Below are 26,785 nucleotides of genomic sequence, written 5' to 3'. Positions count from 1 at the left end.
GATGAAGCAGTTTGATGTGGTGGTGATCGGCGCCGGGGCGGCCGGATTGATGTGTGCGGCCCAGGCCGGTTATCGGGGCCGCTCCGTGCTGGTGCTCGACAACGCCAAAAAACCGGGCCGCAAGATCCTCATCAGCGGCGGCGGCCGCTGCAACTTCACCAACCATCAGGCCGGTCCCCACGCCTTCCTCTCGGCCAACCCCCACTTCTGCAAGTCGGCGCTGGCGCGCTACACCCAGCAGGATTTCATCGATCTGGTGGACCGGCACGGCCTGAGCTATCACGAGAAGACCCTGGGCCAGCTGTTCTGTGACGAGAGCGCCAAGGAGATCGTCGACATCCTGCTGACCGAGTGCGACTGGGCCGGCGTGGCCCTGCAGTTCCAGACCGAGATCCTCACCGTCAGCAAGTGCGAAGAGGGGTTCGTGCTGACCACCAGTCAGGGTGAGATCAGCTGCCACTCGCTGGTGGTGGCCACCGGCGGCCTCTCCATGCCGAAACTCGGCGCCACCCCCTACGGCTTCAAGCTGGCGGAGCAGTTCGGCCTCAAGGTGCTGCCGACCCGCGCCGGGCTGGTGCCCTTCACCCTGCATCAGGCCGAGAAAGAGGCCTTCGCCGATCTGGCCGGGGTCAGCCTGCCGGTGGCGGTGACCGCCGAGGATGGTACCTGTTTCAAGGAAGCCATGCTGTTCACCCATCGCGGCCTCTCCGGCCCCGCCATCCTGCAGATCTCCTCCTTCTGGCTGGCGGGGGAGAAGATCCACATCAACCTGCTGCCGGAGCTCGACATCGCCGCCACCCTCAGGGAGTGGGCCCAGGCCCATCCGGCGCAGGAGCTGAAAACCGTGCTGGGGCGCGAGCTGCCCAAGCGCTTCGTCGACAAGTTGGTAGAGCTGGGCCAGCTGGTCAGCAAGCCGATGCGCCAGTACAACGAGCGGGAGCTGGAGGCGGTAGCCACCCTGCTGGGGGATTGGCAGATCCTGCCCAACGGCACCGAGGGTTATCGCACCGCCGAAGTGACCTTAGGGGGGGTGGATACCAACGAGCTCTCCTCCAAGACCATGGAGGCGCGCAAGGTGGCCGGTCTCTACTTCATCGGCGAGGTGGTGGACGTGACCGGCTGGCTCGGTGGCTACAACTTCCAGTGGGCCTGGTCTTCCGGTTGGGTAGCCGGCCAGTACTGCTGATGAAGGCTGCATCTATATCGTCGATGAGCGCGATAGCGGCCTTTGGGGGGCAACTTCCAGTGGGGCTGTAGCCCCGGCGGCTGGGTCGCTGGCCAGTACTGCTGACCAACCATCGCTCTCATCCACTTCAGACGCGGCCGCTCAGGCCGCGTTTTTTATGGGGGGTATCCCTCGCGGGGTGGCCCGTTATCCCTTTCTAAGAGTCGGCAAGAACGCAGTCAGCAAGCCGATGAGCGGCAGGTAGGCGCAGACCTGGTACACGGTTTCGATGCTGGTGGCATCGGCCAGCTGGCCCAGCAGAGCCGCCCCTATGCCCCCCATGCCGAAGGCGAAGCCGAAGAAGAGGCCGGAGATGGTGCCGACCTTGCCGGGGACCAGCTCCTGGGCGTAGACCAGGATGGCAGAGAAGGCCGAGGCCAGGATCAGGCCGATGATGACCGAGAGCACCGAGGTCCAGAACAGGTCGACATGGGGTAGCAGCAGGGTGAAGGGGGCGACGCCGAGGATGGAGATCCAGATCACCCGCTTGCGGCCGATGCGATCGCCAATTGGCCCGCCGAGCACGGTACCCGCCGCGACGGCAAACAGGAAGGCGAACAGATAGAGCTGGGCGTTGTCCAGCGACAGGCTGAACTTGTCCATCAGGTAGAAGGTGTAATAGCTGCTCAGGCTGGCCATGTAGAAGAATTTGGAGAACATCAGCAGGCCGAGGATGGCCAGCGACCAGCCGATCTGGCGGCGGCTCAGACCATGGCCGAGGTGCGCCTTCATCCGTTTATGGAAGTTGGCGGCGTGGTGGCTGGACCAGCGCCCGACCAGGCTGAGCACGATGACGCCGACCAGGGCGAACAGCGAGAACCAGGCCGCACTGCCCTGGCCCTGCGGCACTATGATCAGCGCGGCGAGCAGCGGGCCTATGGCCGACCCCAGGTTGCCGCCGATCTGGAACAGCGATTGGGCCAGCCCTGGCTGACTGCCGGCCGCCATGCGGGCGACCCGGGAAGATTCCGGGTGGAACACCGACGAGCCGATGCCGATCAGCATGGCCGACAGCAGCACGGCGCCGAAGCTGGCCGCCTGCGACAACGACAGCAAGCCGATCATCGTAAAGCCCATGCCGCACGGCAATGAATAGGGCATGGGCCGGCGGTCGGTGTAGAGGCCGATCAGCGGCTGCAACAGCGAGCCGGTGAACTGGTAGGTGAGGGTTATGAGGCCGATCTGGGCGAACGACAGGTTGAGGCCGAGCTTGAGCAGCGGATAGATGGCCAGCAGCACCGACTGCATCATGTCGTTCAACAGGTGCGAGAAGCTGATGGCGGCGATCACCGGATAGGTGGTGCGATTCAAGGCGTCGTGCGCGGTAGCGGCGGCGAGTGGCTGATCGGTACTGAGGCTCTTTTCCATGAGGACGGGTTCTGTGAGTCTGGGTATGGCTTAACATGCCTGATCCCGACGCGTCTGGACACCACAAAGTGGGGCGGGAAGCGAGCCGTGAGAGAATGGGGCGAACGATCACGGATCGGCACTTGTGCTCGGCGGGTGGCGGATTAGTATAGAAAGCCGTCGCTGTGTTATCCGGGTCACCACCCGTCATGGAGGGAACATGTTCGAAAGCCTGGGAGTCATCAATGTCTGGACCTGCCTGAGCGGGCTGTTTTCCAGGTCCAGAGGGGCGCGCCATGTTTGAGAGCCTGGGGGTCATCAATGTCTGGACTTATCTGGTCGGGCTCTTCTTCATCATCATAGCGCCGGGGCCCAACTCGATTTATGTGCTGCGCACCGGGGCGAGCCGCGGCGTCGGCCCGGGCTACCAGGCGGCCCTCGGGGTCTTTGTCGGCGACGCCATTCTGATTTTCTGCGCCTATCTGGGCATCGCCTCCCTCATTCGTACCACCCCCTTGCTGTTTACCCTGGTGCGCTACCTGGGCGCCCTCTATCTGCTCTATCTCGGGGTGAAGATCCTGCACGCCAACTTCATCGCTAGGCGGGAAGGGCAGGCGTCCGTGGTCGAGCACGGCGAGCGCTACTTTTCCAAGGCGCTTACCTTAAGCCTCACCAACCCCAAGGCGATCCTGTTCTACGTCTCCTTCTTCGTGCAGTTTGTCGACTTCAACTATGCCCACACCTGGGTCTCCTACCTGGTGCTGGCGAGCATGCTGGAGGCCATGAGCTTCGTCTATCTGACCCTGCTGATCTTCGGTGGCACCCTGATGGCGCGCTTCTTTGCGCGCAAGGTACGCCTGGCCCGGCTCGGCAACGGCCTCATCGGCCTGTTTTTCATGGGCTTCGCCGCCCGACTGGCCACGTTGTCATCCTGATGACCAGGGCTCTGCCCAATCCCGGTCGCCCGTTTGCGAGCGGCTAGTCAGGCCAGCAATCCTTGCCGACCCGGATGAACCGGGATTGGTAGACGATCAGCTTCTGGTTGCCTGCCTGGCCGAGCCTTGGGTTCTGGTAGGTTTCGCCGGGCAGCAGGTATTTGCTGTCGGCCTCGCTGTCCGCCTGCAGACATCCCCGTTTCACCATGAATTCGAAGTAGGTGTTGCCGGTATTGGTGATGCTGCTCCTTGCCGGGTCCAGCTGGTATTGAAAACGCACCTGGCGCGGGCGCACCACCAGGGTCGATTGCAGCGCGAGTTTCATCTCCAACGCACCACGGCGCCTGGCCTGGCCACTTTCATCAAGCTGGGCTGCCGGTGATTCGGTGAAGGTGATGCGATAGTAACGCTCCTGACCATCCGCCGGCCCCTTGTAGTAGAGCTTGACGTTCTGCATGCGCTTGGCGTGCAGGGTGAAGCGCTTGGGGGCGAACAGCAGCTCGCCAGGCACCGTCGGAACGCTTGTCCCCGTGGCCGTGGGATTGCTGATTTTTTCCATCTGCACTTCGTAGACCTTGGGCGAGCCACTGTTGTTGGTGATGGTCCGGGCGATGAACTCTTCGTTCGGTGCCATGGCAATCGTCATGGCGCCGATGTCGATGGCCATGGCCTGTGAGCTCAGCGTGCCGGCCAGCAAGAGCCAGAAAATGCGATGCGTGTCGTTCTTCATGATCAGCGCCAGGTCCCTTTGATGGTAATGGTACCGCTTTGCTGTACTTCCCCTTCCCACAGGTCGTTGCCAATGGTTCGTTGCACCATGGGATCGGTCAGATCGAATTCCAGCGCCAGCTTGTAGAATCGGGTAATGCCTTTGCCGTTGACGGGATCGTTCCACTCTTGTGGTGGTTGGTTGTCTTTTATGCCCAAGGCACGGATATCTACCGAGTGTCCGCCACATTCAATGGCATGCTGGGAAGCGGCACCATGAGTCCCTGAATCAAACACCAGCCTGGTCGGAATTGGCACGGCCTGCTCGGATGATACCTTCCCGGCCGGGTAAAAAGTGCAATGCCCTTGATAAGGAACGCCTTGGTTTTGCGAAATAGATATTTCGAGCAGATCGGCACTAATAGGGCCACTGTCAGAAATATTGTAGGGAAAATTCAGAATATCTTTTCCAACGCTGCCTTCCCTGTAAGGTGTGGTTATACCATCGGATGACAGAATCGATACGCTGAAGTCCCGTGGCTTGATATGTATCTCGGTTGTGCCACTGAACTCATAGTATCCACTCTCAGGTGCATACCCATTTTTCATATTGAAGTTGATCAGGCTACGAGTAAGTTGTTCTTGCAGACCCAACCTCACCACTTGTTTGAAGAAATTGCTTGATAGGAACAGATATACAGAGGATTGCCCCCTGAGGTAGCTGATATTATGGCGATAACCCTTGTATGCCCAATTCTTGAGATCCGCACTCATTTGCAAATCAGTGACGCCAATGGCGCTATTCAATGAGCTATTTCTGACATTGGTATACATATACGGTTCGATATAATTTTGGCTGCCATCGTCATTGAAGTTGTAATCAAGGAACCGACATAAAATGCCGTCTTGATTGCCTAGACGATAGTTTTCACAGCCTTGAGAACCAGGCAAGACATAAGGTACGCCATTGCTGTCAACAATGACTTCGCTAATCGCGTTAGTTTGTACGAAGCGCAGATGACCAGCCTTCTTGTGCTGCATGTTTCTCACGTACCAGTAGCCACTGTTCTGATTGATACAGCGCTCTCCAGTCGCCGCATCGTATTTGAGCGTGGTCATGCACAAGTTCATTTCTCTGTTCAAAATGGCTCCAACTGGCATGGTGCGCAGATAGTCAAAAAAACTCGCGCTGAGCTTGCCGTGCCCCCATCCCGCGGATGCGCCAATGAGACCGAAAAAGCCAAGGTCATCTACCACGGCGGGTTTGTTGACCGCTTCTGCCGTGTCGGGATCACAGCGGGTATATGTCATGATGCAGCGCTGGTTGACATAAGGACGACGGATCGGGCCGTTTTCCCACATGTCGACGTTCCAATTGTTAATATCGGTGTTGTATCCATTATCAACATACGCCAGGCTCACTTGCCCATTCCCTTTAAGGGAGGTCCAGGCATTTGCACCGGTCAAACGTGGATCTAATCCGTCGGTAGGTGCCACAAACAGGTTGTTGTCTTCCTGGTTTTCAATAAACAGAAAGTTTCGTAGCGGAGCATTTGGCCAGACAGTTTTGGATACTGCGGCACTGGCCTGCGAGGCCCAGCTGGTGGCAATTACCATCGCCAACAGCCATTTATATGCGGGATTCATCATCAGTACTCTCTCACCATGGCATAGGTGGGCAGCCCCTGGCAGGTAATAATGCCTACCCAGGCGGCGCCGCTGTGTTTTTCAAGATCGAGCTCGGCTTCACAGAAGTCATTCCCCTGGCGGAAAGTCAGCATGGGATTGGCTTTATCCACATCCAGCGAGAATTCACCCTCCTCGTTGGTCACCGTGGTGCCGATATGGTTGTCGATGCGGGCATTGGCCAGCAAGGAGCCGTCTTCCGCCCTGAGTATGCCGAAGACAGTCACCATCTCCTTGATGGTGTTGCTCGCATCCAGGGTGGCCACGTTGCCGGGAAACAGGGTGTAGCGCTGCTTGCCGGTATTGATGTCGTAGCTGTCCTTGCCCCGCTTGCTGTTGAGCAGCTCTATCTCGTATTCCCCGTAAGGGGGGAGGGCGAGGAAGGTCTGCTCGCCATGCAGGGGGTAATCCTGTCCGTTGACCTTGGCGAGCATCTGTCCTTGGCGATCGATCCCGGTATTGATGATCAAGCCGGACCCCGAGGAGTTGCGGCTAGAGGCGACCAGTGCGTCCTCCGTCGTGACCAGGGCACCGCGTGCAATCAGGTTGCCATTCATGTCGCCACCATGGCCGCGGCCCAATGTCATGGTGCCGCCGATGACCCTGTTCTCGAACCCGAGAGTGCCGGAGAGCGCCATATTGTGTTCATCACTGCCGTGCATCATGCGCGAGGCATTGAACGAGGCCAGATTGATGACGCCGTCCATGCGTTTCTGGTAGTTGACGTTGGCAGTGGTCTGGCCCTGCTCGTTGCTGCTCATGCCAAAGCTGAACAGGTTGTCGAACGGGATCGAGTAATCCAGCGTGATGCTCTTGTTGTTGAATCCGTTGAGCGTGCCGCTGTCGCTCTGCAGGCTGGCGCGCAGTGACAGGTTGCCGTATTTGCCGGCATAAAGGTGCTGGTAGTAATCGGCATAGCTGCGATCGCTGTTCATCTGGCGGTCGTGCAGGGTGTTGAAAGTGAGCTGGCCGAGACCGCTGACCCAGCCACCCAGATTGAGCGTGATGCCGGCAGAGTAGAGTTCGGCGTTGCTTACCGTCAGGGCGCTACCGGTCTCGAGTTTCTCCTGGCTGAGCCAAAGAGAGGCATTGTCATGGGCCTGCAGGGCAAGGCTGGATGCGAATCGCCACGATTGGTCGGAGGCCAGCATGGTTTGCAACTGGGCACTGACACGATCGGTTGCCTGCCAGTTTGCACGGGCTTCGCCTACCGCAGCATCCTTGAAGGCATAGGTTGTGGTGGCCAGTTCCAGGGTATCTAGCGAACGTGCCAGCGATACTCCCAGCAGCGGTGAATCACCGTTGTTCTGGGCGCCTTCCATCAGGCCTCCCCACCATTGCCATCCCCACTCCTGAGTAAAGCCCAGACTACCGCCCAGCTTGGTGACGCGCTGGGTCGTGGTGCTGGTCAGCCGCCCATCGACATAGACTTCGACCGTGACGTTGTAGACGCCACTGGGGAACGCCGAGGTGTCGATATTCTGGTTGCCGATGGTCAGGTTCTGCAGACTGATCAGGCGATCCTCACGGTACACCCTGACCTCGCCATTGGCAGGCATGAAGACTTGTACCGGGGTGGTGGATGTGTCGGCTTTCTGTTTACGTGACTGGGCCTGGTTGCCATACGATGCCCCATAAATGCGGCCAGTACTCAGGCCGGTCACCACCCCCAGCGTCTGCAGATCCCAGGTCGAGACCATGCCGGCCGCGATGCGGCGATCGTCAAGATCCCGCTCGTACATGGCACGATAGATGTCACCGCTCTGTTCTGGCTCCCCAAGGTTGTAGAGGGAAGCGTCCAGTGCCATGTGATGGGCGCCTATCCCGACGGTACTGTCCAGTTGCAGGAAGTTGGAGTCGCTGTGACCGTTTTGCGGATTGCTGTTGAAGGAGTAGCCCAGATTGTAGCGATGCACCCCGGTCAGAGTGTCAACGGTCGGGGTCAAGGTCACCCGGTTGTCCGGCTGCCTGACCTGGCCGAATGCATCGCGTGAAACCTGGATCGTCAGCAGCATGGCCACCAGGTCAAGCTGCATGCTGGCGTTGGCATCTATCTGCAAGCTGCCCTCGGCAGAAAACGTGCGCTTCTCTTCGCTGGCGAGCATGGCGGTCAGCTGGTCGTTGAGCAGACCTTGCTGCTGGCCAGCACCAAAATCGATGTGCAGCAGATACAGCTTGCCGTCCTGCAGCAGCAGGGTGGCATTGCCGATCGGGTTATCGGTCAGGGTGTCGAGCCGGTTTTTTTCATCCGTGTACTGCAGACGAACGGGAACAGCCAGCCCTTCTGCCAGAGCCTGGGCAAAACTGGCCGGAATGATGACGTTGGCGATCTTGAGTGGCGCCGCGCTGTTGGCCGAGGCGGAGACCACCATCAGCAATGAGAGCGGCAACAAGCAGGTTTTCTTCAACATATCACGCACCATGGTTTCAGATTTCGGCAAAACAACACCGCCACTCGACCGGGTGGTGAAGGCAGTACCAGCACAAACGGGTTATTTGACGACGACGAATTCCTGACCCAGCCAGAGGCCAAGATGACTTTGCGGATCCTGCATATCGACTTTCTTGAAGCGGCGCTGCTTGCCGGGCAGGTCGTAGTAGGTCTCTTTGCACTGTGCCTGTGCCTTGCGGTCCAGACAGGGGCCGTAGGCCACGGTGCGGTAAGAGGCATTCCCTTGATTGCTCAACATTCCGTTTTGCAGGTTGTAGGCGAAGTGCTGCTGGCGTGGCGCGACCACCAGAATGGTGCCTATCTGGGCAGAGGTGGTGGCAACCGCCTGGCGGCGATTGTTGCTCTGGTCGTCCATCGACAGGGCGGTGTCCAGCCAGCGGATGCGGTAGTAGCGCTCCTTGCCATCCTGCGGTCCCTTGTAAAAGAAACGCACGTTGTTCTTGGCATGGGCGGGCAGCATCAGTCGGCTGGGCGAGAGCATCAGCTCGCCGGCCACTTCCATCGGGATCTCCTGGCCACCCTCTTCGGGTGAAGAGATGCGGCTGATGGAGATGGTGACCAGCCTGGCTTGAGCACTGCCATTCTCGATCTCCTTGGCTACATCCTGACTGCCCGCATCGATGAAGGTGGTGACGGAACCAACGTTGATGGCCTGGCTGACCCCGGGAATAAACAGCATCCATGCCATCAGCATTTTCAGGTTCATGGGAACTCCTGTGATTGCAAAGGGCCCCGCAGGGCCCCGAATACTATGCGTCGAGGTAATTAGGACCAGTTGGCAACGAACTCGACGTTGACTTCCCCACTCCACAGGCCATCCGGCAGGGTCTCGAAAGCCGCGTCTGTGCCGTTGACGGTCGCGCTCTCGATGTTGAAGGTGAACGAGCCCTGGGCGGTGCTGCGCTGGGTGTCATCCTTGAAGGCGCTGGCCAGCGGAGAGAGGTTGCCGCCCGTGATGCCGGCTGCGGTATCGATCAGCGTGGTATAGGCGGTGGTGCTGACGGGAGCTCCTTGCCACAGCACGCCGACGTCGACGGTGGAGCCGCCACTCAGGTGGTTCAGGGTGCCGCTCAGCTTCTTGGCCTTCAGCGTGAAGTCGGTGGCGCTGGCATCACCCTTGATGGCAACGTCGAACAGGCCGTTCACGGTGTTGAAACCCTTGATCCCTTCCGCGTATTGGAAAGAGAGGCTGTCGAGCGGCGTGACAACCAGCGCCGACTCGGTGTCCTTTTTGGCGGTTGCCTTCCAGGTGGCAACGGATTTTGCTTCTACAGCGGCTTGAGCGGCGGCAGCGAAGCCCAGTCCTGCAACAGTCAGCGCAATCAGAGTCTTTTTCATCTTGATATTTCCTACACATTTCCTGATGGGGGCAATTGCCACCCGTTTGATTTCACGCACCCAGGGTGCATTCCCTTTCCACCTTGCCGGACGGGTTTGTCCAGGCAACCTTGCCGATCGCCGAAGGATAATCTTTCGTCAATCAGCTCATCTTTTCGCCGGCAAAGATACTGGACGGACCTGCCCGGATCGATTGAATGCTGTGTAGGAAAAGTCCTAAAAGATGGTTGTTGTCTGCAACTTAAAATAAGCCTTGTCCATTCTCTTATCAGGGTTTTTTGTTTTTCTTATGATTTTGATTTTTAAGAGTTTTGGTGCTTTTCTTATCTAGATGGCGTGTCCCTCTGACGGGGGAGGATGGGAGGGGTTGCCGTGCGGGAATGAGCACAAGAAAAAATAGAGATTCAAAAGAATATATAGTTCTGTAAGTATTTGATGAGCATAAATAAAAATATCAGATAAAAATGAATGAGGTACCAAGAGAGGAGTCGTTACTTGAATTACGTAACATATCATTAATATTCAAGCGCCATATGGTACACGTGCTGACTTTGTAGTTAATATACGTTGAATCAAATGGAGTAATGACAGGAAAGTATATGGCAAAAATATTGGTAGTAGATGATCATCCCGCCATCAGAATGGCTGTAAATATCCTGCTGCAGCAGGATGATCATCATATTGTTGCCGAAGTTGATAATGGTGTTGATGCAGTTTCGATGGCGCGAAAACATCAGCCTGATATAGTCGTTCTGGATATCGGGATTCCCAGGCTGGACGGCATTGAGGTGATCAAAAGACTGAAAGAGATGGATGCTGATATCAAGGTGGTAATATTGTCGGCACAAGCCACCCATCATATTATGGTGCGTTGCCTGCAAGCCGGTGCCAACGGTTTCATATCCAAGCTGGATGATCTTTCCTTGCTGAAAACTGTGCTGGTAAAGATAGGGAAAGGTCAGCTTTATTTCCCTCGCGATGTGATTGCCGGCGCCAAGAATGCCCATGAAGTCGATCGGAAAGATCTCTTGTCGGCACTCTCGGATAGAGAGATGAGCGTCTTGTTGCAGATATGCCAGGGGCACACCAATAAGCAGATTGCAGAGAGCATGCTGCTCAGCGAGAAGACGGTCAGCACCTACAAGAGTCGGCTGATGCAAAAGCTCAATGTCACCACCATGGTTGATCTGATCAGCTTGGCCAAGCGTCAAGAGCTGCTGTGACCATGAGGCATTGGTTTGCGGCTCTGCTGGTCTGTTGCTGCGCTTCATGGGTTTCGGCTCATGAGCTGGCGGCGCCCTTTCTGCATGTCTATGCGCGCAATGACAGCGAGTACCTTGAGAAGCAGACCCTGCCGCTGCATGCGGAAGATTGGCTGTGGTTGAGAAATCGTGGCCGGCTGGTGCTCGGGGTACCCATGCCCGACAATCCGCCGATGGACATCACCCTGCGTGCCAATGCTTACGAAGGCGTCACCGCCGACATTGTCGGCATGCTGAGTCATCTGTTGCGTGTCGAGATCGTCGTAAAGAATCTGCCGTCTCGCGCCGCGGCCATTGCTGCGCTCAAGCGGGGAGAGGTCGATCTGCTGAGTACCTCCAATGCCTATGAAGAAGAGCAGCAATTATTGTTGACCGATAAATATATGCCGGATGACCCGGCCATATATAAAAATATACACGTAAAGGAGCGTGATATAAGAACGGTGGCCGTCCCGGAGTATTATCTGCCGGCGCTCGATGTGATGCGCTATCTGCCCAAGGTTCAGATAAAAATGTATTCCTCCCGTTATAGCGCACTTTCTGCGGTTGCATATGGCCAGGTAGATGCCGTCATGCTGGACATGATTTCCGGGAACTTCATCGTCAATAAATTTTATCAAGACAGCATTCAATTACTGAAGCCTCTTTATATAGACACCCATGGTTTTTCTTTTTCGCTGGAAAGGAAAAATCAGCGGCTTAAAAAAATCATCAATATTGCGCTGGATGAAATTCTGGAAGGCAAGCGGGAGGAAATTGCCAAACGCTGGAATGGCGGCGGCCTCTCTATCGGGGCCAGCAAGGTCGAGCTGACCAGCGAGCAGTGGGCCTGGCTGGGTCAGCAGAAAAAAATCCGGATGGCCGTCAACAGCGGGGTTCCGCCGCTGAGTTTTCTCGACATCAATGACACCTTGCACGGGGTGGTGGCCGATTTGCTGCAGGTGTTGCGAGCGAAGCTGGGGGTGGAAATAGAGGTGGTGCCAGTCAAGACGCCAGGGCAAATGTTGCAGTTGCTGGAGGGTGGGCAGGTGGACATCGCGGTGTTGAGCCCATCGGAAGAGCGTCGCAGTCGTTACCTGTTCAGCCGTGCCTTTGTGCTCGACCCGCTGGCCTATGTGGTGGGGGTCCGCCATGAGGCGACGGCACCGGAGACGCTGCTCAAGACCGGTACGGTCGCCATTATCAAGGACTTCATCTCCGAGCAGGCGATAGAGGACGAGTATGGCAAGCTGACCACCAGAAAGTTCGAACGGATCGAAGATGCGCTGCGCTGCGTGGCGAGCGAGACCTGCGACGTGACCGTGTTGCCGTTGCGGGTCGCCAAGTACTACATCAACAGCAAGTTTCCGGACAGTCTGCTCATCACGGGCGAGTTGTTCGACTCCATCCCGATCGGGGCGGCGTTTGCTGTTTCGCCCAAGCAGCATATGTTGCGCGACATTCTGGATCGGGTGATTGCCATCATTCCGCCGGATGAGCTGGAGGGACTCTCCAATCGCTGGCGCGTCAGTACCCAGCAGGAGGCCATCACCTGGCAGGAGCTGGTGCGGGAATTTGGCGGCATCATTGCCTTGATCATGCTGCTGACCATCTGGATTGGTTTGTGGGGGCTGTCCCTGCACAAACAGGTGCGTCAGCGTCGTGTCGCTGAGATCGCGTTGAGCACCCAGCTCAAGTTCATCGAAGATCTGGTAGACGGCACACCCCATCCCATCTACGCCAGAGATCAGGAGGGTCGGCTGGTGCTCTGCAACAGTACTTATGCCATTTTTTTTGGTGAGGAGAAAAACCGCCTGCTGGGCGCCACCATGGCGGAGGATGTGCAGCGCTGGCCTTTTCTGGCTCCCTTGTTCGAGGATTTGAGCACCGCGCGTACGGTACGCTGTGCCAGACAGGGAGATCATCGGCTGTCCATGGCGACGGGGTCCGTGGCCGTTTATCACTGGGTTCAGCCCTACTATGACCTGGAGGGAAATGTTCAGGGCGGAATCGGTGGCTGGATCGACGTGAGCGAGCGGCTGCGTCTGCTCGAAGAGCTGGCTCTGGCCAGCCAGGATGCCCAGGAAGCCAATCGTGCCAAGTCGACCTTTCTGGCCACCATGAGCCACGAGATCCGCACGCCCATGAATGCCATCATTGGTTTGCTGGAACTGACCCTGCGCCGCGATCGACTACATGAAGAGGACAAGACCTCACTCTCCATCGCCCATGGTTCGGCCAGGGATCTGCTGAGCCTGATTGGCGATATTTTGGATATATCCAAGATCGAGTCCGGCCGGCTTGAACTGAGGCCGGAGCCCCATGAAATCACGGCGCTGACGGCCTCGGTGGTCACCGTATTCACTGCGCTGGCTAGACAAAAGAACCTGCAACTGGAACTTGCCGCCGGCGAGCCCCGCTGGGTACAGATTGATGGCATCTGCTACAAGCAGATCCTCTCCAATCTCATCAGCAATGCCATCAAGTACACCGAGCAGGGATCGGTGCGGGTCGAGTTGCAATCAAAAACCAGCGACGGCTGGTGCACCTTGCAACTGGTGATCCGGGATACGGGCATAGGGATTGCGCCTGCGGAGCAAGCCAGGCTGTTTCAGCCTTTTGGTCAGGCCAGGCAGCCCGAGCACATCCAGCGCTCCGGGACCGGTCTCGGACTGATGATCTCCCGCTCGCTGTGCGAGTCGATGGGAGGCTCGCTGCTGCTGGAGAGCGAGCCTGGCCACGGTACGTGCATCAGCATCGAGATGAAAGTGCCGCTGGCGAGCGCGGTCGAATCAGTCACGCCCGTGGCATTGGGCACGATGACAGGGCATCACCGGCGACTGCGGGTCATGATAGTGGACGATCACCCCACCAACCGGCTGCTGGTCAGCCAGCAACTGGCATACCTCGGGCATGATGCCACGGCGGCCGAGTCGGGGCGCGAGGCGCTGGCACTGTTTGCCAACACACCCTTTGACGTGATGATCACCGACTTCAACATGCCTGGCATGAGCGGCTTTGAACTGACCCGCCAGTATCGGGCTCTGGAGCTGAGCCGGGGTACGCATCGTTGCCTCATCCTGGGGTTGACGGCGGATGCCCGCCAGGAGCAGGTGAGCGAGGGGCTGACCGCCGGCATGGACGACTGCCTGTTCAAGCCGGTAGGGCTGGAAGAGCTGGAGCGCTGCCTGTGTCGCCACATGCAGCATGAGGAGCAGCGGGAAATCGAGCGCTGTGTGCAGGAGATCAAGCAGTGTCTCGGACCATTGACCGGCAATCAGCCTGCGCTGATGCTGCCCTTGTTGCATGAGTTTGTACGGGCCAGCGACGATGATCTGCGGGGCCTGCAGCAAGCCGCAGAAGGTGGTGAACTGGCCCGTTTTCTCGACTATGTGCACCGTCTGAAGGGTGGGGCCAGGATCATGGGAGCGATGAAACTGGTTGCCGTGTGCAGCGAGACAGAATCTGCCGGGATTGGGCCGCAGGGATTACCGAGGGCATTGCAGCCGTTGCAGCATGCCTACGGGATCGTCAGACAGGCCATCATGCAAATGCAGGCCGAACCGGAATGAAAATGAAGGCATGACGGGCATGCCTTCCTGGATGGTCAACCGTGCCAGTAGACCAGCAGTTCATAGGCCGCTTCACCGGTCTGGTCCGGTTTGGCGGCCGGAGCCAGATAGCTGAGAAAGTAGCGGGTGGCCTGGGTCAGAGGCAGGCCATGGTGTTGTGGTAGTGGCTGGCCGTTGAGCGCCAGCTTGAAGTCGGTGCCGGCCTGTTCGGGCAAACTGGCATACAGGGTGCGAGCCTGCAATTGATAGGTGGTGTTGAAGTCCGGATTGCTGACGTTGATGGCCTCGGTCTGGACCGGGCTGGATGTGGAAACGGAATTGACCGGTTGCTGACCCGGGTGGGTGAGCGAAATTTCCATCCCGGTACTCTTGCTGGCGGTGGCAGGCCAGGTGAGCTGATTGGTTTGTGTGTCGGCCTGAGCCGCCATCGCGCAGCAACCAGCCAGTAGTGCCACCAGAACTCCTTTCTGAGACATATGATTATCTCCTGGATATCGAGGTTACCCCGCTGACGGGGGTCACTCATCTATCGACCCGCCTGCGGCGAAGCTTAATCTGTACCCCACTATTCGGAATGAGCTGACACGGGATACGGGGTATGATCCCGCGCCTTGTCCTCCCTTTAGTCATAGATATGGAATCCCTGCTTTGCTCGAAAATCAGATGATGTTGTTGGCGGTGTTCGAACGGGCGGCGTTGATGTTGATGACCCTGTTCTTTCTGACCCGTACCCGGCCGTTCCAGCGGCTGTTCCAGAAGCGGGATCATACCCCGGCCGAGCTGGTGCTGGTGGCGGCCATCTTCTGCCTGTTTGCGGTGTTCAGCACCTATACCGGCATTCCGGTGGAAGGGGCCCTCATCAACGTGCGGATCATCGCCATCATCTCCGGCGGCATCCTGTTCGGCCCCTGGGTCGGCATTCCGGCCGGGGTCATCTCCGGTCTGCACCGCTATCTCATCGACATGGATGGGCACACCTCGATCCCGTGCCTCATCGCCAGCATCATCGCCGGCCTGCTCGCCACCTGGCTGCATCTGCGCTGTCGCAAGTCGCGGCTCTGGTTGTACGGCATACTGGCGGGGATGTTGTGTGAAGGGCTGACCATGCTGCTCATCTGGCTGCTGACCGAGCCCCATGCGGTAGGCGTCGAGATCGTCAGCCACATCGCCTATCCGATGATCGCCGGGGCGCTCTGCATCGGCCTCATCATCAAGCTAGTGCAGGATCTGGATGACGAGAAGGAGCTGATTGCCGCCAAGCAGGCCAAGCTGGCGCTGGATATCGCCAACAAGACACTGCCCTTCTTCCAGAACATCGATCGCCACTCTCTGAGCCAGGTCTGCGCCATCATTCGCAGTGAAATCAGCGCCGATGCGGTGGCCATCACCGACACCCGCGACGTGCTGGCCTATGTGGGGGTGGGCAAGGATTACTACGAGCTGGACGAGCACCATGCCATCAGCGACATGACCCAGCGGGCGGTGCTGCTGGACCAGATCATCATCAACAACGATCTGCGCCAGTATCACCTCTCCGATTTCCACTCGGTCATCATTATTCCGCTGCGGGAAAACGGCTCGGTGAGTGGCACCCTCAAGATCTACTACCGCCGCACCCACAGTATCACCAGCTCCCTCAAGGAGATGGCGGTGGGCCTCTCCCAGCTCATCTCAACCCAGATGGAGGTGTCGCGCATCGAGCAGCTCAAGGAGATGACCCGCAAGGCGGAGTTCACCGCGCTGCAGAGCAAGATCAACCCGCACTTCCTGTTCAACGCCCTCAATGCCATCTCGTCGCTGATCCGCATCCGGCCCCAGCAGGCGCGCCAGCTGATCGCCAATCTGGCGGACTACCTGCGCTACAACCTCAACAAGGGGGACACCCTCATCGACATCCAGGAGGAGCTGCAGCAGGTGCGCGACTACGTGGCCATCGAACAGGCCCGCTTCGGTGACAAGCTGGAGGTGGTATTCGAGGTGGACGACGTGCACATCCAGGTACCGAGCCTGCTGTTGCAGCCGCTGGTGGAAAACGCCATCCTGCACGGCATCCAGCCCCGCAGCGCGCCGGGTCGGGTCACCATCGAGGTGAAGCAGCTGGCGGGCGGCATTCGAGTAGCGGTGCGCGATACCGGTTATGGCATCAGCCAGGAGGTGATCGACGGGGTCGCCGCCGGTCGGGTGGAGAGCCGCAGCATCGGTCTGATGAACGTGCATCAGCGGGTCAAGCTGCTCTATGGCGACGGCCTGCACCTCAAACGGCTGGAGCCGGGTACCGAAGTGAGTTTCTATCTGCCGGATCAGGAGTCGATGCCATGCTGAGTGCCATCATGATTGAAGATAAGTGTGTGCTGCGAGAGGCGTTGTCATGCTGAAAGCCATCATAGTGGAAGACGAATATCTGGCTCGCGAGGAGCTGGCCTACCTGGTGGGGCAGCACAGCACCATCGAGATAGTGGCGAGCTTCGAGGATGGGCTGGCCGCGTTCAAATACCTGCAGGATCACGAGGTGGACGTGGTGTTTCTGGATATCCAGATCCCCTCCATCGACGGCCTGCTGCTGGCCAAGAACCTGCACAAGTCGAGCCATCCGCCCCACATCGTGTTCGTCACCGCCTACAAGGAGTTTGCGGTGGAGGCGTTCGAGCTGGAGGCGTTCGACTACATCCTCAAACCCTACAACGAACCGCGCCTCATCAGCCTGCTGCAAAAGCTGGAGCTGGCGGGCAAGTCGCAGGCGGGGCAGGGGAGCGAGCCGGGCACGCCGCACAATCGCACCGTCAATCTGGTGAAGGGGGAGCGCATCATCGTCACCCCCTGCGAGCAGATCTACTACGCGGAAGCCGACGAGAAGCTCACCTATGTCTACACCCGCGATGATCGCTACGTGATGACCATGACCCTCAGCGAGTTCGTCAGCCGGCTGCCTGCCGAGGGGTTCTTCCGCTGCCACCGCTCCTATTGCGTCAATATCAACAAGATCCGCGAGATAGTGCCCTGGTTCAACAGTACCTATCTCATCCGGCTCCATGACCTGCCGTTCGAGGTGCCGGTCAGCCGCAGCAACATCAAGGCGTTCCGTCAGCTGATGCGGCTCTGATTGTCATTCATTCCCGCCGATCTGCATTTCATGCCTTAATCGGTCGGCGGGAGTGGCGTCTTGCCTATAGTGGCCCCAGTTTCCTTAAGGCCATTGACCGAGACGCATCATGACCAAAGAGATGAATCGCACCCGCTACCTCACCCTGTTGGGGACCATCATCACCCAGTTCGCGCTGGGATCCGTTTACACCTGGAGCCTGTTCAACGCCCAGCTCTCCGACAAGCTGGACGAGCCGGTCAGCCAGGTCGCCTTCGCCTTCGGCCTGCTCAGCCTCTCCCTGGCGGTGGCCTCCTCCCTGGCGGGCAAGCTGCAGGAGCGGTTCGGGGTGCGCAACGTCACCCTGGGTGCCGGCGTGCTGCTCGGCATCGGCTTCTTCCTCACCGCCCACGCCAGCAACCTGGCGATGCTCTACCTCTGCGCCGGCATCCTGGTCGGCTTTGCCGACGGTACCGGCTACCTGATGACCCTCTCCAACTGCGTGAAGTGGTTCCCGGAGCGCAAGGGACTGATCTCCGCCTGCTCCATCGGCGCCTATGGCCTTGGCAGCCTGGGCTTCAAGTACATCAACCTGCTGCTGCTCTCCAGCTCCGGCCTTGAGACCACCTTCCAGCTGTGGGGCTTGATTGCGATGTCCATGGTGCTGGTGGGCGGTATGCTGATGAAGGATGCGCCCAAGCAGGCCGCTTCCGTGCAGCAGAGCGAGAGCCGTGACTTCACCCTGGCCGAGGCGATGTGCAAGCCGCAGTACTGGATGCTGGCGCTGATGTTCCTCACCGCCTGCATGAGCGGCCTCTACGTCATCGGCGTGGCCAAGGATATCGGCGAGAACATGGTGGGTCTGCCTGCTGTAGTCGCCGCCAATGCCGTCGCCATCATCGCCATGGCCAACTTGGGTGGCCGTCTGGTGCTGGGTATCCTCTCCGACAAGATGTCCCGCATCCGGGTCATCACCATCGCCCAGCTGATTACCTTGGCAGGCATGGCGCTGCTGCTCTTCGTGCCGCTCAATGCCAACCTGTTCTTCGTGGCGGTGGCCTGTGTGGCGTTCAGCTTCGGCGGCACCATCACCGTCTACCCCTCGCTGGTGAGCGACTTCTTCGGTCTCAACAACCTGACCAAGAACTACGGCGTCATCTATCTGGGCTTTGGTCTGGGCAGCATCATCGGCTCCATCGTGGCCTCCCTGTTTGGCGGCTTCATGGCGACCTTCCACCTGATCCTGGTGTTGCTGGTGGTGGCGCTGGTGCTCTCCCTCACCATCCGCCTGCCGGCGCCGGTATCGGTCGAGCGGGCCTGATCACCCGCCTGTCGCAGCAAGCAATGACAAGACCCGGGCCAGGCCCGGGTCTTTTTTGTGCGCAGCTCATTACTCAGCGTGGCGGTAGCCCCAACAGCTGGCGCACCCGGTGGCAGGTCTCTTCCACCGTCGACCAGTCAGCGGCGGTGATGGTGACATGGCCCATCTTGCGGCCGGGGCGGGGCTCCCCCTTGCCGTACAGGTGCAGATGCACGCCGGGCAGTGCCAGCAAGGCGGCCCAGTCTGGCGTGCCGGCCTGCCAGAGATCCCCCAGCAGGTTGAGCAGCATGGCGGGGCGCACGGCGATCCGGGCTGGCAGCGGCAGATCGCACAGGGCGCGCACCTGCAGCTCGAACTGGCTGCACTCGGCGTTGTCGAGGCTGGGGTGGCCCGAGTTGTGGGGACGGGGCGCCAGCTCGTTGACCAGCAATCGACCTTCCACCAGAAAGAACTCCACCGTCAGCACCCCGACGTAATCGAGGGCGGCGATCAGCCGCTCGGCGATTGCTTTGGCTTCGCTCTCCAGCGCCGGCACCTTGGCCGGGGAGCGGGTCTGGTCGAGAATGCCGCCGCTGTGCCAGTTCTGCACCAGTGGCAGGGCGCTGATGGCGCCGCTCGGGCTACGGGCCAGAGTCAGGGCAAACTCACCCTCCAGCGCCAGCCGCTGTTCCAGCACGCAGGGTACGCCGCTGGCGGCCAGCGCTGCCAGCAGCTGGTCGGCGGCCTGAATGGTCCACTGGCCTTTGCCATCGTACCCCTCGCGGGCGGTCTTGAGGATGGCGGGGAAGAGGGCGGCGGGCAGCGTCGGCAGCGGCTCGCCCGGCTGCAGGGTCTGGTTGGGGGCGACCGGGATGCCCGCTCTGCTCAAGAAGGCCTTTTCTTCGCGGCGATCCTGACAGATGCGCACGGCGCCGGCGGCCGGGCGTACCGGCTGGTACTGCTCCAGCAGGGCCAGGGCGGTGGCCGGCACGTTCTCGAACTCGCAAGTGACGGCGGCGCAGCGGCTGGCCAGGTCATGCAGGGCAGTCGGGTCGTCATAGGCGGCAACAATATGGTGATCGGCAGCGGCGCCGGCGATGCTGGCGGGGTCGGGATCCAGCACCACCACCTTGTAGCCGAGGCGGTGGGCGGCCATCACGAAGTAGCGGCCGAGCTGGCCGCCCCCCAGCATGCCGAGGGTGGCGGGTGGCAGTATCATGCCGGGTCCTCCAGGGTGAGGGCCAGCACCCGGTCGCGTTCGTTGGCGCGAAAACCGTCGAGCTGCTGCTGATAGCGGGGGGCATCGCCGTCTTGCGCGACCGAGAGCAGGGAGACCGCGAACAGGCCGGCGTTGGCGGCGCCCGCCTCGCCGATGGCGAAGGTGGCGACCGGCACCCCCTTGGGCATCTGCACGATGGAGAGCAGGGAGTCCATCCCCTTGAGCTGGCGGGTCGGAATGGGCACACCCAGCACCGGAATGGTGGTCTTGGCGGCCACCATGCCCGGCAGATGGGCGGCGCCGCCAGCCCCGGCGATGATGGCGCGCAGGCCACGCTCACGAGCGCTGGCGGCATATTCGAACAGCAGATCCGGGGTGCGGTGGGCCGAGACCACGCGCGCCTCGTAGGGGACGCCATGCTCCTTGAGGATGCGGGCGGCGGCCTGCATCACGGGCCAGTCGGAGTCGGATCCCATTACCAGGCCGATCAGGGGAGGGGTGTTCATGGTTGTGACTCCTTGCAGTAAAACGTTTGTCTATGGTTGGCAAAAAGAGCCGGCAAGCCGGCTCAGAATTTTTCGGGTCGCACGATTTCGACCGGTTGCAGAAAGGCGACCATGGCATAGTCGGGGTAGTAGCGACTCTGCAGGTGGGCGAGCAGGCGTTCCGCCTGTTCGCGGCTGCAGATCGCCTCCAGCCGGATGTTGCCGCTCTCGCTCCAGCTGGCGTTGCGCTCACCGTGGTCACCGCGGCCTCTGGCATCGGTGATGGTGTAGCCGCGCAGCCCCTCGCGGGTGAGGGTGCGCAGCAGGGTGGGTTCCAGGTTTGCTTCCGTGATGACGGTGAGCAGGGTGCGGATCTCGGTCTGCATGTTGCTACTCCGTGAAGTGGCGGGCCCAGCTGTGGTAGAGCGGGATCCCCAGCATGATGTTGAACGGGAAGGTGACCCCCAGTACGGCGCTGAGCGACAGGCCCGGATTGGCCTGAGGGACGGCGATGCGCATGGTGGCCGGCACGGCGATATAGGAGGCGCTGGCTGCCAGGGTGGCCAGCAGGGTCAGGCCACCGAGGGAGAGCCCCATCAGCTGGCCGATCACCAGGCCGAGGCCGGCCGAGGCGAGCGGCATCAGCAGGGCGAAGCCGAGCAGGAACAGGCCGTGGCGGCGCAGGTCCTGGCACTGGCGGGCGACGATGAGGCCCATCTCCAGCAGGAACAGCGCCAGTGCCCCCTTGAACAGGTCGACAAACAGGGGTTTGAGCGGAGCGATCCCATCGGGACCGGCCAGGTAGCCGATGGCCATGCCGCCCAACAGCAGGGTGACCCCCTTGCCGAGGAAGGTTTCATGGGCCAGCCGGCGCCAGCGGGTCTGCCGGCTCACTCCCTGGGCCAGCACGATGCCGACCAGGATGGCGGGGATCTCCATCACCGCCAGGAAGATGGAGAGCTGGGATTCGAAGCTGATGCCGCGCTCGGTGAGCCAGTTCACGCCAACCGCAAAGGTCGCCACGCTGACCGAGCCATAGTGGGCGGCGGTGGCCGCGGCATCGGCCCGGTTCATCTTGAGGCGCAGCACGGCAAACCCGGCCAGGGTCTGCAGCATGCCGAGCAGGATCACCAGTGCCAGTTGGGGTAATAACGGTTGCAGTGATTGCTGCGCCAGGCCGACGCCGCCCTTGAGGCCGATGGCCAGCAACAGGAAGAGGGAGAGAGTATCGTAGAGCGCGGGCGGCAGCTTGAGCTCGGAGCGCACCAGACCGGCCAGCAGGCCAAACAGGAAAAAGAGTACAACAACATCCAGCATGGGAGTTCGCAGGAGGCAATTCACAGGGTGGTTGCATGCTAGAGTGCAAGATGTTTCGATAAAATCAGATTTTGATTGATGATTGTTCGGTAGAAACTGATAAGGGGCCCGATGCTCAACTACAAACAGCTCTATTACTTCTGGCACGTGGCGCGCAGCGGGAGCGTGACGCGGGCCGCCGAGCAGTTGCACCTCACGCCGCAGACCGTCAGCGGTCAGGTGGCCGAGCTGGAGCTCTCCCTCGGGGTAGCGTTGTTCAACCGGGTAGGCAGGCGGCTTGCCCTGACCGCCGCCGGTCGTCAGGCCCTTGAACAGGCTGGCGCCATCTTCTCGCTCGGCGCCGATCTCGAGCATACCCTGCGCCATGCCAGCCAGGAGCTGACCATGCAGGTGGGGATCGCCGACTCCGTCCCCCGCACCCTGGCGTTTGAGCTGCTGGCGCCCGCCATGGCGCTGGCCACCCCGCTGCGGTTGGTGTGCCATGAAGAGCGGGCGGAACAGCTGTTCAGCGAGCTGGCCAGCCACAAGCTGGACATGGTGCTGATCGATCGCCCGCTCCCCCCCGACAGCGGGGTGCGCGGCTACAACCACGAGCTGGGACGTAGCCCGCTGGCGTTGTTTGCCAGCCCCGAGCTGGCTGCCAGGGCGCGGCAGGGTTTTCCTGCCTCCCTCGAAGGGCTGCCGCTGCTGATCCCGGGGGAGAAGTCGGCGACCCATGACAGCCTGCTGGCCTGGTATCGGCAGCAGGGCATTCATCCCCATCTGGTCGGCCAGTTCGACGATTCGACCCTGATGAAGTCGTTCGGCAAGGCGGGGATGGGGATCTTTCCGGCACCGCTGGCCATGGCCGACGAGATCGCGCGACTCTACGGTGTCGAACGGATTGCAACCCTGACCGAGGTGACGCTCTCCTACTATCTGGTGTCGGCCGGTCGTCACCTCTCCCATCCCGGGGTACAGGCGGTGATGGAGGGGGCGAAGCAGCGATTGGCCGCGCTGGGTGGTAAGAAATAGAAATCTAGATGGCTATACATCCACCTCTGCTCTGCCTATAATCCCTGCGCTTTGGCGCATTATGCTTAATAGGGAATCCGGTGAAAATCCGGAGCTGGCGCGCAGCGGTAAGGGGGAACGAAGCGACATCAGGGCACTGCCACAGGTGGGAAGCCGTCGCCGTAGGCCATCAGCCCCCCAGCCCGAAGACCTGCCAAAGTTCGTATTTCGGGCCGAGAGAAACCGGCCACGAAGTAGATGCTTACGCGAACTTAAGGATCTCTCATGTCCAAGAAATTATTGGCGGCTGCCCTGTTGCCAACGGCGGCCTTTGCCCAGACCACCATCCCCGTCAATCCTACCCTGGTGATCACCGCCAATCGGGTGGAGCAACCCATCAGCTCGGTACTGGCTCCCGTCGTGGTGATCGATCGCGCCGAGATCGAGTCCCGCCAGGTGCAGAGCCTGTCAGCGTTGCTGAAGACGCTGCCCGGCGTGCAGATCACCACTCTGGGTGGTCGAGGCCACATGAGCAGCCTGTTCATCCGTGGTACCAACTCCAACCATTCACTGGTGCTGATGAATGGGCGCCCCATCGCGGCCATGGTGGCCGGCACGCCGGATCTCAGCCAGATCCCGCTCGGCAATATCGAGCGCATCGAGTACATCCGTGGCCCACGGGCGGCCGTGTATGGCTCGGACGCCATCGGCGGCGTCATCAACCTCATCACCAAGACGTCCGCCAAGAGTGGCAGCGAGACCCACCTGAAGGGCGGTGTGGGCAGCAATGGCTACGGCCAGGGCCAGCTGCGTACCGTGCAGGCTCTGGGCCAGCAGACCGACATGAATATGATGATCGGTTACGAGCGCACCGATGGGTTCGACGTGGTGGCCAATGCCCAGCAGCCGGATCGGGATGGCTTTGACAGCTTGAACGGCCAGTTCGGACTGAATCATGCTTTCAACGACGCATGGAGTGCCGACTTCAACGCCCAGGGCTATGACAACCAGACCGAGATGGATGATGCGTATCAGTCGGCCGATCAGAGCCGGGTGCAGGCGTTCCAGTACGATGGCGGTCTCAAGTATCAGAGTGGCGCGCTGAGCAGCCGGCTGGAGGCCAGCTACGGCGAGAACAAGCTGAAGAGCTGGCTGGAGAGCAAAGGGGAGTCCAGTGCGGAGCCCATCCACACCGGGTTGACCCGCTTCTCCTGGATCAACAGCTGGAGTGGTGTCGAGGGGCTCAACCTGACCGGTGGTGCCGACTGGCAGCAGGAGCAGCTGAAATCCGATACACGCAGCTATGGTCAGGCATTCAATGCCCCGGATCGCGACAACACGGGTCTGTTCGTGGTGGGCAGCTACCGCTGGCAGGCCCTGCTGTGGGAGCTCTCTGGTCGTACCGATGACAACAAGCAATATGGCCGCCACAACACCTGGTCCGCTGCCAGCGGGCTGGATCTCGATGACAGCCATAATGTGCGTCTGAGTTATGGCACTGCCTTCAAGGCACCGACCTTCCTCGATCTCTACTATCCGGGTTATGAGAACCCCGCTTTGAAACCGGAAGAGAGCAAGAACCTGGAGCTGGGCTTCAGCGGTCGCTACACCGGTTGGGATTGGTCGCTGAACCTCTACCGCAACCAGATCCAGAATCTGATTGCCTGCCAAAGCGCGTCCTCAACCTGCCGACCGGACAACACCGACGCCGAGATCCGCGGTGTGGAAGTGGCGCTCGGTCTGGAAACCGGACCACTGCGGCACGACCTGAGCTTTGACTACACCCGGGCCGAAGACAAGAACGACGGAGATCAGCAACTGCTGCGTCGTGCCAAGCAGAAGGCCAGCTGGCTGACTCAGGTACAACTGGGCCCGGTCGATCTCTCCACCGAACTGCTCTATGTCGGCAAACGGGATGACAAGAACTTCAGCAGCTTCCCGGCGGAGCGGGTTGAGCTGGGTTCCTACACCCTGATCAACCTGGGGGCGAGCTATGGGGTGACGCCTCAGTTCACGCTGGGTGGTCGCATCGACAACCTGTTTGATCGTGATTACGCCCCGGCCTATGGCTATGCGTCGGCAGGTACCGAGTTCAAGCTGACAGCGGACTACCGTCTCTGAGCGGCAGCGCTGCTTATATAAGAGAAGATAAAAAGCGAGGCCCCGCCATTGGTGGGGCCTTTTCTATTGGCGGTCGGCGGGAGTATGATCGCCGACTTGCACCAAAGGGGAGCTCCAGTGGCCAATATTCTCGTGTTCGATTCCGGTATGGGTGGGTTGACCATCTACCGCGAGATCCGCCGCGCATTGCCGGCACACAACTATATCTATTGCTTCGACAACGCCAACTTCCCCTATGGTGAGCTGAGCGAGGCCGCCCTCACCGAAGTCTGCACCAGGCTGGTCAGCCACATGGTGGTCGAGCATGCCATCGATCTGGTGGTGATTGCCTGCAACACGGCCAGCACCATAGCGCTGCCGTCCCTGCGTGCGGCCATTACAGTACCGGTCGTTGGCGTGGTACCCGCCATCAAGCCCGCAGCCGCGCTTACCCGTAATGGTTGCATCGGCTTGCTGGCAACCCCGGGGACAGTCAGCCGTGAATATACCCACGAGCTCATCGCCCAGTTTGCGCCGGGCAAGCGGGTGCTGCTCAAGGGGGCGACCGAGCTGGTTGTCGAGGCCGAGCACAAGCTGGCTGGTTTGCCGGTCAATATGGCGCTGTTGCGGGAAGTACTGGCGGACTGGCTGGAAGGGGAAGAGCATCCGGATACCCTGGTGCTGGGCTGTACCCATTTCCCGTTGCTGGATGAAGAGATACGGCAGCTGATGCCTGCGTGCCAGCTGGTGGATTCCGGCAATGCGGTCGCCAAGCGGGTGGCTCACCTGCTGGCCGGTTTGGTCACGATACCTACACGGCTGGAAGATGTCGGGGGTAAGGCCTATTGCACCCGGCTGGATACCCAGACCCAGAAACTGACAGCCCCCTTGCAAGCTTGGGGGCTGTCATCACTCGAAGAGGTCAGGTTCTAACGGATTGCCTGCCAATGGTCAGGCATCCACTTCACTGCCTTCTCGCTCATCTTTGTCCCGCTTGTCATTGGCTTCACGTACTTTAAGGGTACGCTGTTGATACTCCTTGTCGTTGAGTGCGGCGATCGCCTTGGCGGCATCGGCAGCGGGCATCTCCACGAAACCGAATCCTCTGCGCTTGCCGGTGGCCTTGTCCTTCATCAGGCGGACCGAGATCACCTGACCCTGCTCGGCAAACAATTCGCGCACGGCTATCTCATTGGCACGGTATGGTAGATTGCCTACATATAAGGTGCAGGTCTCCTGACTGGAGGCCAGTTCAGCCACACCCGCCGGTGCACGGTTCAGGAACAGCGGTACCACGAAACCGCCGATGGCCAAGCCCACAGCAAAAATCACTTCGGCTTTCAAAGAAAATTGCAGGGCCTGGGCAACCAGATAACCAACCAGCGCCAACACCAGAGCAAGGATGGCCGCCTGCACATAAACGGGAAACTTGGATAAATTCATCTTTAAAGACCTTTTGTAAATGAAAGCAAAAAAGGTGCAACACTCTATTCACCTCCATGGTAACCAGCTTTCCAGCCGGGCGCTACCACGGACCACTTGGGACATATTATCCGTTCCAGTATGGCATCCCTTGAGAGGGGAAGATCCACCTAAATGATGATAAAACCGGTCTGAAATCATCGGTTTGTGGATAACATTGTATATATACACTGAGTAAGCTGTTTCTAATTGGATAATTTGAAGTTTCCGTGACTTTCTTCAAAAAAAGCCTTGTCATCGCGGCGCGGCTCCCTATAATGCGCCCCTACCAGCACGGCGGAACACGCCAACCTGATGAGCCAGCTT

22 protein-coding genes and 1 riboswitch are annotated in these 26,785 nt (G+C 59.8%); of the genes, 10 read left to right on the top strand and 12 right to left on the bottom strand.

The genetic code is table 11. The features are described 5' to 3' along the window. Position 1 precedes the first annotated feature (1 nt). Complete coding sequence (locus OKC29_RS15780; RefSeq protein ID WP_162275837.1) at positions 2-1,186, top strand: NAD(P)/FAD-dependent oxidoreductase; 1,185 nt, start codon at positions 2-4, stop codon at positions 1,184-1,186. Positions 1,187-1,372: 186 nt separating this feature from the next. On the opposite strand, the gene OKC29_RS15775 is transcribed toward OKC29_RS15780, so the two are convergent. Next, positions 1,373-2,593, bottom strand: coding sequence for an MFS transporter (locus tag OKC29_RS15775; protein WP_073352227.1), 1,221 nt, complete (start codon positions 2,591-2,593; stop codon positions 1,373-1,375). Between the two features lie 275 nt (positions 2,594-2,868). Between OKC29_RS15775 and leuE the strand changes: the two genes are divergently transcribed. Next, positions 2,869-3,507, top strand: coding sequence for a leucine efflux protein LeuE (leuE, locus tag OKC29_RS15770; protein WP_011704095.1), 639 nt, complete (start codon positions 2,869-2,871; stop codon positions 3,505-3,507). Between the two features lie 43 nt (positions 3,508-3,550). On the opposite strand, the gene OKC29_RS15765 is transcribed toward leuE, so the two are convergent. From OKC29_RS15765 to ecpA, 5 genes are all read right to left on the bottom strand, one after another. Beyond that, complete coding sequence (locus OKC29_RS15765) at positions 3,551-4,237, bottom strand: fimbria/pilus periplasmic chaperone (RefSeq protein WP_162275803.1); 687 nt, start codon at positions 4,235-4,237, stop codon at positions 3,551-3,553. A 2-nt stretch (positions 4,238-4,239) separates the two neighbouring features. Then, the gene (locus tag OKC29_RS15760; protein ID WP_162275802.1) at positions 4,240-5,865 is read right to left on the bottom strand and encodes a hypothetical protein; all 1,626 of its coding nucleotides are present in this window, start codon (positions 5,863-5,865) and stop codon (positions 4,240-4,242) included. Continuing rightward, positions 5,865-8,312 (bottom strand): fimbrial biogenesis outer membrane usher protein, encoded by a 2,448-nt coding sequence (locus tag OKC29_RS15755; protein ID WP_226031273.1) that lies wholly within the window; start codon positions 8,310-8,312, stop codon positions 5,865-5,867. The genes OKC29_RS15760 and OKC29_RS15755 overlap by 1 nt, the downstream gene beginning before the upstream one ends. Positions 8,313-8,393: 81 nt before the next feature. Continuing rightward, positions 8,394-9,059, bottom strand: coding sequence for a hypothetical protein (locus OKC29_RS15750; protein WP_073352221.1), 666 nt, complete (start codon positions 9,057-9,059; stop codon positions 8,394-8,396). 59 nt (positions 9,060-9,118) lie between these two features. After that, positions 9,119-9,691, bottom strand: coding sequence for a common pilus major fimbrillin subunit EcpA (ecpA, locus tag OKC29_RS15745; RefSeq protein WP_049046449.1), 573 nt, complete (start codon positions 9,689-9,691; stop codon positions 9,119-9,121). A gap of 599 nt (positions 9,692-10,290) precedes the next feature. Here ecpA and OKC29_RS15740 point away from each other — a divergent pair. Both OKC29_RS15740 and OKC29_RS15735 read left to right on the top strand, forming a co-directional pair. Beyond that, the gene (locus OKC29_RS15740) at positions 10,291-10,914 is read left to right on the top strand and encodes a response regulator transcription factor (RefSeq protein WP_073352220.1); all 624 of its coding nucleotides are present in this window, start codon (positions 10,291-10,293) and stop codon (positions 10,912-10,914) included. Between the two features lie 2 nt (positions 10,915-10,916). Next, on the top strand, positions 10,917-14,504 hold the full coding sequence (locus OKC29_RS15735; RefSeq protein ID WP_073352218.1) for an ATP-binding protein: 3,588 nt from the start codon (positions 10,917-10,919) through the stop codon (positions 14,502-14,504). Positions 14,505-14,539: 35 nt separating this feature from the next. Here the strand turns inward: OKC29_RS15735 and OKC29_RS15730 are convergent, their stop codons facing one another. After that, the gene (locus OKC29_RS15730) at positions 14,540-14,980 is read right to left on the bottom strand and encodes a hypothetical protein (protein ID WP_073352217.1); all 441 of its coding nucleotides are present in this window, start codon (positions 14,978-14,980) and stop codon (positions 14,540-14,542) included. 172 nt (positions 14,981-15,152) lie between these two features. Between OKC29_RS15730 and OKC29_RS15725 the strand changes: the two genes are divergently transcribed. The 3 genes from OKC29_RS15725 to OKC29_RS15715 all read left to right on the top strand — a co-directional run bounded on the left by OKC29_RS15725 (position 15,153) and on the right by OKC29_RS15715 (position 18,904). Beyond that, positions 15,153-16,826 (top strand): sensor histidine kinase, encoded by a 1,674-nt coding sequence (locus OKC29_RS15725; RefSeq protein WP_162275801.1) that lies wholly within the window; start codon positions 15,153-15,155, stop codon positions 16,824-16,826. Positions 16,827-16,872: 46 nt separating this feature from the next. After that, positions 16,873-17,604: a LytR/AlgR family response regulator transcription factor gene (locus tag OKC29_RS15720; protein ID WP_029305072.1), complete on the top strand. Its 732-nt coding sequence runs from the start codon at positions 16,873-16,875 to the stop codon at positions 17,602-17,604. 109 nt (positions 17,605-17,713) lie between these two features. Continuing rightward, the gene (locus OKC29_RS15715) at positions 17,714-18,904 is read left to right on the top strand and encodes an L-lactate MFS transporter (RefSeq protein ID WP_162275800.1); all 1,191 of its coding nucleotides are present in this window, start codon (positions 17,714-17,716) and stop codon (positions 18,902-18,904) included. A gap of 73 nt (positions 18,905-18,977) precedes the next feature. Here OKC29_RS15715 and OKC29_RS15710 read toward each other — a convergent pair whose 3' ends face one another. The 4 genes from OKC29_RS15710 to OKC29_RS15695 form a co-directional block, all read right to left on the bottom strand. Further along, positions 18,978-20,102: a 5-(carboxyamino)imidazole ribonucleotide synthase gene (locus tag OKC29_RS15710; RefSeq protein ID WP_073352215.1), complete on the bottom strand. Its 1,125-nt coding sequence runs from the start codon at positions 20,100-20,102 to the stop codon at positions 18,978-18,980. Then, complete coding sequence (gene purE / locus OKC29_RS15705; protein WP_011704108.1) at positions 20,099-20,608, bottom strand: 5-(carboxyamino)imidazole ribonucleotide mutase; 510 nt, start codon at positions 20,606-20,608, stop codon at positions 20,099-20,101. Before purE ends, OKC29_RS15710 begins: the two co-directional genes overlap by 4 nt. Positions 20,609-20,670: 62 nt before the next feature. Next, positions 20,671-20,973 carry a P-II family nitrogen regulator gene (locus OKC29_RS15700; RefSeq protein ID WP_005306985.1) on the bottom strand — a complete coding sequence of 101 codons (303 nt, stop codon included), beginning with the start codon at positions 20,971-20,973 and terminating at the stop codon, positions 20,671-20,673. Between the two features lie 4 nt (positions 20,974-20,977). Next, entirely contained in the window at positions 20,978-21,904 is a 927-nt protein-coding gene (locus OKC29_RS15695) for a sodium-dependent bicarbonate transport family permease (RefSeq protein WP_162275799.1), read from the bottom strand. A gap of 111 nt (positions 21,905-22,015) precedes the next feature. Here OKC29_RS15695 and OKC29_RS15690 point away from each other — a divergent pair, with 111 nt between their 5' ends. From OKC29_RS15690 to murI, 3 genes are all read left to right on the top strand, one after another. Beyond that, entirely contained in the window at positions 22,016-22,918 is a 903-nt protein-coding gene (locus OKC29_RS15690) for a LysR family transcriptional regulator (protein WP_017410538.1), read from the top strand. Between the two features lie 35 nt (positions 22,919-22,953). Next, a riboswitch (cobalamin riboswitch) is annotated at positions 22,954-23,130 on the top strand. A 52-nt stretch (positions 23,131-23,182) separates the two neighbouring features. Next, positions 23,183-25,018, top strand: a complete 1,836-nt coding sequence (locus OKC29_RS15685; RefSeq protein WP_073352211.1) for a TonB-dependent receptor domain-containing protein — start codon at positions 23,183-23,185, stop codon at positions 25,016-25,018. A gap of 117 nt (positions 25,019-25,135) precedes the next feature. Further along, positions 25,136-25,930, top strand: coding sequence for a glutamate racemase (gene murI, locus OKC29_RS15680; RefSeq protein WP_073352209.1), 795 nt, complete (start codon positions 25,136-25,138; stop codon positions 25,928-25,930). An 18-nt stretch (positions 25,931-25,948) separates the two neighbouring features. Here murI and OKC29_RS15675 read toward each other — a convergent pair whose 3' ends face one another. Beyond that, on the bottom strand, positions 25,949-26,440 hold the full coding sequence (locus OKC29_RS15675) for an RNA recognition motif domain-containing protein (protein ID WP_011704113.1): 492 nt from the start codon (positions 26,438-26,440) through the stop codon (positions 25,949-25,951). Positions 26,441-26,785 lie beyond the last annotated feature (345 nt).

It is taken from the genome of Aeromonas sp. QDB34 (assembly GCF_027705405.1).
In the GTDB taxonomy this organism is placed as follows: Bacteria; Pseudomonadota; Gammaproteobacteria; order Enterobacterales; family Aeromonadaceae; genus Aeromonas; species Aeromonas hydrophila.
This window is presented reverse-complemented; position numbering and strand designations above follow the sequence as displayed.

What these genes read in the sequence shown, in the direction of transcription:
- OKC29_RS15715 (WP_162275800.1), top strand. Translation starts at nt 17,714, where the DNA reads ATGACCAAAGAGATGAATCGCACCCGCTACCTCACCCTGTTGGGGACC.
- OKC29_RS15760 (WP_162275802.1), bottom strand. Translation starts at nt 5,865, where the DNA reads ATGATGAATCCCGCATATAAATGGCTGTTGGCGATGGTAATTGCCACC.
- OKC29_RS15750 (WP_073352221.1), bottom strand. Translation starts at nt 9,059, where the DNA reads ATGAACCTGAAAATGCTGATGGCATGGATGCTGTTTATTCCCGGGGTC.
- OKC29_RS15755 (WP_226031273.1), bottom strand. Translation starts at nt 8,312, where the DNA reads ATGTTGAAGAAAACCTGCTTGTTGCCGCTCTCATTGCTGATGGTGGTC.
- OKC29_RS15695 (WP_162275799.1), bottom strand. Translation starts at nt 21,904, where the DNA reads ATGCTGGATGTTGTTGTACTCTTTTTCCTGTTTGGCCTGCTGGCCGGT.
- OKC29_RS15735 (WP_073352218.1), top strand. Translation starts at nt 10,917, where the DNA reads ATGAGGCATTGGTTTGCGGCTCTGCTGGTCTGTTGCTGCGCTTCATGG.
- purE (WP_011704108.1), bottom strand. Translation starts at nt 20,608, where the DNA reads ATGAACACCCCTCCCCTGATCGGCCTGGTAATGGGATCCGACTCCGAC.
- OKC29_RS15740 (WP_073352220.1), top strand. Translation starts at nt 10,291, where the DNA reads ATGGCAAAAATATTGGTAGTAGATGATCATCCCGCCATCAGAATGGCT.
- OKC29_RS15710 (WP_073352215.1), bottom strand. Translation starts at nt 20,102, where the DNA reads ATGATACTGCCACCCGCCACCCTCGGCATGCTGGGGGGCGGCCAGCTC.
- ecpA (WP_049046449.1), bottom strand. Translation starts at nt 9,691, where the DNA reads ATGAAAAAGACTCTGATTGCGCTGACTGTTGCAGGACTGGGCTTCGCT.
- OKC29_RS15780 (WP_162275837.1), top strand. Translation starts at nt 2, where the DNA reads ATGAAGCAGTTTGATGTGGTGGTGATCGGCGCCGGGGCGGCCGGATTG.
- leuE (WP_011704095.1), top strand. Translation starts at nt 2,869, where the DNA reads ATGTTTGAGAGCCTGGGGGTCATCAATGTCTGGACTTATCTGGTCGGG.
- OKC29_RS15700 (WP_005306985.1), bottom strand. Translation starts at nt 20,973, where the DNA reads ATGCAGACCGAGATCCGCACCCTGCTCACCGTCATCACGGAAGCAAAC.
- OKC29_RS15730 (WP_073352217.1), bottom strand. Translation starts at nt 14,980, where the DNA reads ATGTCTCAGAAAGGAGTTCTGGTGGCACTACTGGCTGGTTGCTGCGCG.
- OKC29_RS15775 (WP_073352227.1), bottom strand. Translation starts at nt 2,593, where the DNA reads ATGGAAAAGAGCCTCAGTACCGATCAGCCACTCGCCGCCGCTACCGCG.
- OKC29_RS15675 (WP_011704113.1), bottom strand. Translation starts at nt 26,440, where the DNA reads ATGAATTTATCCAAGTTTCCCGTTTATGTGCAGGCGGCCATCCTTGCT.
- OKC29_RS15690 (WP_017410538.1), top strand. Translation starts at nt 22,016, where the DNA reads ATGCTCAACTACAAACAGCTCTATTACTTCTGGCACGTGGCGCGCAGC.
- OKC29_RS15685 (WP_073352211.1), top strand. Translation starts at nt 23,183, where the DNA reads ATGTCCAAGAAATTATTGGCGGCTGCCCTGTTGCCAACGGCGGCCTTT.
- OKC29_RS15720 (WP_029305072.1), top strand. Translation starts at nt 16,873, where the DNA reads ATGCTGAAAGCCATCATAGTGGAAGACGAATATCTGGCTCGCGAGGAG.
- OKC29_RS15765 (WP_162275803.1), bottom strand. Translation starts at nt 4,237, where the DNA reads ATGAAGAACGACACGCATCGCATTTTCTGGCTCTTGCTGGCCGGCACG.